This is a genomic window from Deinococcus budaensis (assembly GCF_014201885.1).
GTDB lineage: Bacteria > Deinococcota > Deinococci > Deinococcales > Deinococcaceae > Deinococcus > Deinococcus budaensis.
The window spans coordinates 57172-63171 of sequence record NZ_JACHFN010000019.1 but is presented as its reverse complement, the minus strand read 5'-3'; the positions used below and the strand labels follow the sequence as shown (position 1 = coordinate 63171).

Annotated in this window: 4 protein-coding genes and 1 tRNA gene; 2 read left to right on the top strand and 3 right to left on the bottom strand. The window is 70.2% G+C overall.

Going from position 1 to position 6000, the window contains the following annotated elements; all coding sequences use genetic code 11:
* Nucleotides 1–165 precede the first annotated feature (165 nt).
* Nucleotides 166–1275, top strand: coding sequence for an o-succinylbenzoate synthase (gene menC / locus HNQ09_RS17325; protein WP_184031686.1), 1110 nt, complete (start codon nucleotides 166–168; stop codon nucleotides 1273–1275).
* 56 nt (nucleotides 1276–1331) lie between these two features.
* Nucleotides 1332–2069: an acyl-CoA acyltransferase gene (locus tag HNQ09_RS17320; protein WP_184031694.1), complete on the top strand. Its 738-nt coding sequence runs from the start codon at nucleotides 1332–1334 to the stop codon at nucleotides 2067–2069.
* 72 nt (nucleotides 2070–2141) lie between these two features.
* Here the strand turns inward: HNQ09_RS17320 and HNQ09_RS17315 are convergent, their stop codons facing one another.
* The 3 genes from HNQ09_RS17315 to HNQ09_RS17305 form a co-directional block, all read right to left on the bottom strand.
* On the bottom strand, nucleotides 2142–2735 hold the full coding sequence (locus HNQ09_RS17315) for a DUF4384 domain-containing protein (protein ID WP_184031685.1): 594 nt from the start codon (nucleotides 2733–2735) through the stop codon (nucleotides 2142–2144).
* A gap of 246 nt (nucleotides 2736–2981) precedes the next feature.
* Nucleotides 2982–3055 (bottom strand) — tRNA-Gln (locus tag HNQ09_RS17310).
* Between the two features lie 58 nt (nucleotides 3056–3113).
* Nucleotides 3114–5801 (bottom strand): DEAD/DEAH box helicase, encoded by a 2688-nt coding sequence (locus HNQ09_RS17305; protein ID WP_184031683.1) that lies wholly within the window; start codon nucleotides 5799–5801, stop codon nucleotides 3114–3116.
* Between the last annotated feature and the right edge of the window lie 199 nt (nucleotides 5802–6000).

Below are 6000 nucleotides of genomic sequence, written 5' to 3'. Positions count from 1 at the left end.
ACCCCTCCCTGTCAGGAGGGCCTGCTCTCGCACTTCTTCGCCTGTCATGCTGCCCGCCTCGCTTGAGGCTCAGAAAAGATACAGGCCCCCCGCCAAGATGTCAACCCCTGCCACCCACAGGCCCTGCTGAACCCTAAAAAGTACGTCCAGGCCGCATACTGGGGCATGTTGAGGATCGAGGCCGCCGAGGTGATGCTGGTGCGTTTGCCGCTGAAGTTCAGGTTCGAGACGAGCTTCGGGGTCCAGACCGAGAAGTTGATTCCCCTGCTGGTGCTGCACGGCGGCGGCGTGCAGGGCATCTCGGAGGGCACGATGGAAGCCGCGCCGATGTACCGCGAGGAGACGGTGGCGGGCGCGCTGCACCTGCTGCGCGAGGTTTTCCTGCCGCGCCTGCTGGGCCGCAGCTTCGCCAACCCCGAGGCGCTGGAAGGGGCGCTGGGGCCGTTCCGGGGCAACCGCATGGCGCGCGCAATGGTCGAGATGGCGGCCTGGGACCTGTGGGCGCGCACGCTGGGTGTGCCGCTGGGGACCCTGCTGGGCGGCGACAAGGCGGAAGTCGAGGTCGGCGTGAGCCTGGGCATTCAGCCGGACGAGGCCGCGACGGTCGAGATCGTGCGGCGACACGTCGAGCAGGGGTACCGCCGGATCAAGCTGAAGATCAAACCCGGCTGGGACGTGCAGCCGGTGCGGGCTGTCCGCGAGGCCTTTCCCGACATTCGCCTGACGGTGGATGCCAACAGCGCCTACACGCTGGCCGACACCGGGCGGCTGGCCGCGCTGGGTGCCTATGACCTCACCTACATCGAGCAGCCACTGGCCTGGGACGACCTGGTGGACCACGCCGAGTTGCAGCGCCGGTTGCAGACGCCGCTGTGCCTGGACGAGAGCGTGGCGAGCGCGGCAGACGCCCGCAAAGGGCTGGGGCTGGGGGCGGGACGGGTCATCAACCTCAAGGTGGCGCGGGTGGGCGGGCACGCCGAGGCGCGGCGGGTGCATGACGTGGCGCGGGCCTTCGGCGCTCCGGTGTGGTGCGGCGGCATGCTCGAAAGCGGCGTGGGCCGGGCGCACAACATTCACCTCTCGACGCTGCCGGGCTTCACCCTGCCCGGCGACACCAGCAGCGCCAGCCGCTACTGGCACACGGACGTGGTAAACGAACCGCTGGAAGCCTTTGACGGGCTGATGCCGGTCCCCGGAGGGCCAGGGATCGGCGTGACGCTCAACCGCCAGTTCCTGGCGGGCGTCTCCGAGCTGCACGAGGAGCACCGGGCTTGAGCGCGGGGCAGGGCCGCCGGACCTTCGTGATCCGCGACGTGACCGACCCCTGGGCGATGCGCCCCCTGGAGGACGTGCAGGTGCGCGCCTGGGGCTACCCGGACCGCGAGGTGCTGCCCGCGACCATGTTCCGCATCGGGGCGCAGACCGGCGCGGTGGTGCTGGCGGCCTATCCGGCGCAGGACCCCGCGCCCTCCGCCCTTCCCCTGGGGCTGGCCTACGGCTTTCCGGCGCTGCGGGGCGGGGAGGTGTGGCACCACTCGCACCTGCTCGCTGTGGTGCCCGAGTGGCGCGGTTCGGGTGCCGCCGTGGCGCTGAAGCTCGCGCAACGGGAGCGGGTGCTCGCCCAGGGCCTGACCCGCATGACCTGGACCTTCGATCCGCTGATCGCGCGCAACGCCCGGCTCAACCTGGGCAAACTGGGCGCCCACGCCGTGAGCTACCACCCGGGCTGGTACGCGCTGGGCGACGACCGGGCGACCGCCTTTCCAGCCGACCGCCTGATGGCCGAGTGGGACCTCACCCGACCCGTGGCCGAGCGGCCTGCCCCGGCGCCGCAGGGAGAGTGGGCGCTGGAGGCGCGGGGTGACTTTCCCTCGGCCCCCCGGCTGGGGCTGGAAGGCGAGAAGATGCTGGCAGAGCTGCCGCTGTGGGCCGAGCGGCTGCCGGACGCGGCCCGGCTGGCCTGGCGCCACGCGCTGCGGGAGACGCTGGGCGGCTATCTGGAACGCGGGTACCGGGTGACCGACCTGGCCCGCGAGGGCGAGCGGGCGTTTTACGTGCTGACCCGCTGAGGGCCGGCGCGGGGCAGCCCCCACGCAAAAAAGACGCGCACCCCTGGGGATGCACGTCCTCACCTGCACAGTTCAGTAGACGGCGTTGAAGGTCACGGTGTCGCTGGTCCAGTCCTGCTGGGGGATCGGCTTCTCGACCGGGTTGACCACGATGCTCAGGGCCTGGGCGAGCTGCTGGCTGCCCTGCGGCTTGACGGTGGCAAAGGAGTCGCCACTCCGGAAGGTGCTGAGTTCCGAGAGGTTGAGCGCCCGGCGGCTGGCGACGACCAGCACCCGGTTCAGCCCCGCCGGGCCACCCACGTTAAAGACGAAGTTGTCGCCCGACGAGGGAAAGGCCCGGACCTCGCCCTTGCGGACGTAGTTGCCGCCGCTCTGGAGGCGGTTGGGCAGAATCTGGTCCACGCTGCCGTCGGGGTTCACATTGAAGAGGTAGACGTAGGCGTTCTCGTTGACGGTGGTGAACAGCCGGATGCGGTCGCCGATGCGGTAGGTCGGGGTGCGCGTGCCGCTGGTGTCGCGGTCCACCCAGACGCGCGCCGAGAGGGTGGTCTCGACCGGGTTCACGATAATGCTCTGAGTGCTGATCACGGGCGCAGCAAAGGCGGGCGCGGCAAGCGGGGCCAGAAGAGCAGCGGTCAGGACGGCAAAGAGGACGGGCTTCTTCATAGGCACTCCTTGAAGAGAGCGTCACCCGGCTGGAAGCGCTCCAGCACGCGGTTTTCGGGTGACTTCCCTGCTGGAATCAGCCTAGGCCCGGCCACCTGACGCTGGGTGAACCCCACCTGACGCAATGTGAGCTGCCCCGGAATCTGATCTCATGAGTGGGGCAGGCCGCCCGGACCCGGCCTCACCGACCCGGCCCAAGAGAAGCGCAGGCGCGACCCTGAACCGTCGCGCCTGCGCTTCTCTTTTTGGCAGGGATACTAGGATTCGAACCTAGACAAACAGATCCAAAATCTGTTGTGCTGCCATTACACCATATCCCTGCGCCGCCTCCGGGGAGGAGCGGAAGAGAGTATAGCCAGCCCCGGCGCGGAGGGTCAACTAGGAGCCGGAAGGCCGCGCCAGCACCTCGACCTCTTCTGCCAGCGCTCCCTTTGTCAGCGCTTCCTCGTTCGCCGCGCGCCCCTCCTCGCCGGGCCGCACCACCGTGAGGCTGAGGGGCAAGACCTGCTTGACGCCTCCGGGAAACTGCACCATGACCTGATACCCGCCCGGTCGGTGGACCCCCTGCAAGAAGATGCCTTCTCCGAACTTGGTGTGCCGCAGCCGCAGGGGTGGGGTCGCCCCGGCTGCCCGCTGAAGCTCGCGGCTGGGAATGCCCAGGCGGGCGCTGACCTCGGGCAGGCTGAGGCCGTGCAAGTCGAGCAACTCGCGCGCCTGGAGCGGCCAGGCGGGAGGCAGCTCGGGGAGATTGGGCAGGGGGGTCAGGCCAGACTCGGCCCCCGGCGCGGGCTGCACGCCCAGCAGGGCCTCCAGAAAGGCGCGGGTGGCGTGCTTGTCGGTGGGGCGCCGCTCGCCGCTGGCGAGAAAGGGCGCGTAGCAGCGGCTCACGGCGATGCACTCGTAGCAGCCGTGCGGTTCCTTGCAGCAGGTTTTGGCGGTGAGGTCGAGTGCGCGGGGCAGCAGGCTTTCCAGGCTCTCGAAGGCGCGGCGCGAGACGCCCAGGCCGCCCAGCCAGTCGTCGTACAGGAAAAAGTAGTTGTCGCGCCCCTCGCGGAAGGCCCCGGCGAGGTCGTTCTCGTCGCAGGCGACGCGCTCGGGCGTGAGCTTTTGCAAGAGGTGCTTGAGGGTATGCGCCACCGCCGTGGGCTGCTCGGTCGCGCGGGCGTCCACGCCGATCTCCAGGGCGGAGGTGCGGAAGGGGGGCAGCTCCAGGGCCTCGTCGTAGAGGTGCTCGGAGAGCTTGTGGTCCTGCATCCGGTCCTGAATGCGGCCCCCGCAGCTCCGGCAGACGCGCTCGGTGGGGCCGGGTTCGCGGTCGCAGCCGGTGCAGACGCGCTCGAACACCTGCCGCATCATCTGATAGCCGGTGTAGCGGCGCCGGATCACGACCTCGCCGTGGCGGTAGGCCAGCGGCCCCCGGCGCACCCACTCGCCCATCTTCAGCGGGCTGACCTCGATCGCGTACAGGCCGCGCGTGAAGAGGTTGGCGGCGTCGAAGCGCTCGACCAGGATCGCGGTGCCCGCCGGGTGCTTTTCCCAGCGCGTCACCTTGTAGCCCTGACCGTCGAGGGTAAAGACCGCCCCCTCGTGCTTTTCGGTCAGGGCGTAGTGCTGGCTGGGCGACTCCAGCGGGGCATCGAAGGCGCGCGGCCCCTTCAAGGCCCAGTCCGTCTCCTCGATCACCGCGAACTTGGCGCTCCCCTCGCCGCGCAGGTTCCAGTACTTGGGGCCGGACGACACCCCGGCCGGAAGGCCCGCCGCCTTGAACTCCTCGTTGGCGCGGGCGCGGTGGCGGGGCGAGAGGTAAGGATTTTCCGCCTCCACAACCGCCTTCTCGATGGGGCCGGTGACCAGTTCGCGGAAATTCCCGGCGTTGGAATAAAAGGCGTCCACGGGTTGCGGCACGCCCTGTTCGTTCAGCGCGGGGAGGTACAGCACCAGCCCCGGCGCCACCCGCCCGGCGCGGCCCGCCATCTGCCGGAAGGCCATGCGCGACCCCGGGTAGCCGTCGATGATGACGACCTCCAGATCCCCGATGTCCACCCCGGCCTCCAGCGCGTTGGTGGCGAACATCACCCCACTTCTCGCCCGGCGGAACTCGGTCAGGCGGCCTTCGCGGTCCGAGGTTCCGGCCATGTAGAGGTGGGTGTGGCGGGCGTAGAGCGGCTGCGCCCGGTAGGTCGAGGACAGCCGCGCCGCCCGCGAGCGCCCCCGGAAAAACGCCAGCACCTTGAGGTCCCGCTGGATGCTGGCGCTCACCACCGCGTCCCAGAAACGCCGGGGCTGTCCCCGGTGGTCCGCGAGGTAATAGCGCTTGCCGTGGCGGGCCGCCCCCGACTCGCTGACCTCCACCGCGTCCACGCCGACCAGCTCGCGGGCGAACTCGGCGGGGTTGCCGATGGTGGCGGTCGAGAGGACGACCTGCGGCGCGGCCCCCAGCGCCCGCACCAGCTCCAGCAGGCGGCGCAGCATCCCGGCGACCTCGCTGCCGAACCCCCCCCGGTAGGTGTGGGCCTCGTCCAGCACGATAAAGGACAGCCGGCGCAGAAAGTCGCGCACCCTCGGCTGCGTCAGCGACCAGTGCAGCTTGTCGGGGGTCGCCGTGACCATGCGCACCTCGTCCCGGAACACGTCGCCAGGCTGGGCGGACCCCTGAAACGCGCCGATCTCCCAGCCGAAGCCGCCGCGCTCCCGGAAGGCGGCCAGCTTGTCGCGCTGGTCCTGACCCAGGGCGACGAGGGGATAGACGAAGAGGGCCGTGGCCTGGGGATCGCGTTCCAGCCGCTCGAACACCGCCGGGAAAAAGGCGCCGGTCTTGCCGCTCGCCGTCGGCGTGGTCACGATGACGTGCTGGCCGCCGCGCATCAGCCGGTAGGTGTCCGCCTGGTGGCTGAAGACCTCCGCGAAGCCGAAGCCGCGCGTGACCGCCTCCGACCAGCCCAGGTCCGCCGCGCGCACGGTCCGGGCGGGGGCCGGGGGGTCCTCGTGGAGCAGGGCCGCGCCGCCGCCCAGGATGTCGCGCAAGAACCCCTCCAGACGGGCGTAGGGGGAGCGGGCGGGGAGCACGCCTTTCAGTGTAGAGGTGGAGGGGAAAAAGGCGTGGGGAGAGGGGTCACGGTCGGGGGGCGGTTTAAGTCGGCTTGGGTTGGGCAGCTTGACTCGGTTCTCCCCCACCCCCAGCCCCTACCCCCAGAGGGGGAAAGGGAGCGAAGCGCTGCGCTCGGCAAGGACACACAGGCGGCGCTGGTGTGGCGTGATCCTCAAA

Coding starts and splice junctions, on each gene's coding strand:
- menC (WP_184031686.1), top strand. CDS start 166: ATGTTGAGGATCGAGGCCGCCGAGGTGATGCTGGTGCGTTTGCCGCTG.
- HNQ09_RS17320 (WP_184031694.1), top strand. CDS start 1,332: ATGCGCCCCCTGGAGGACGTGCAGGTGCGCGCCTGGGGCTACCCGGAC.
- HNQ09_RS17315 (WP_184031685.1), bottom strand. CDS start 2,735: ATGAAGAAGCCCGTCCTCTTTGCCGTCCTGACCGCTGCTCTTCTGGCC.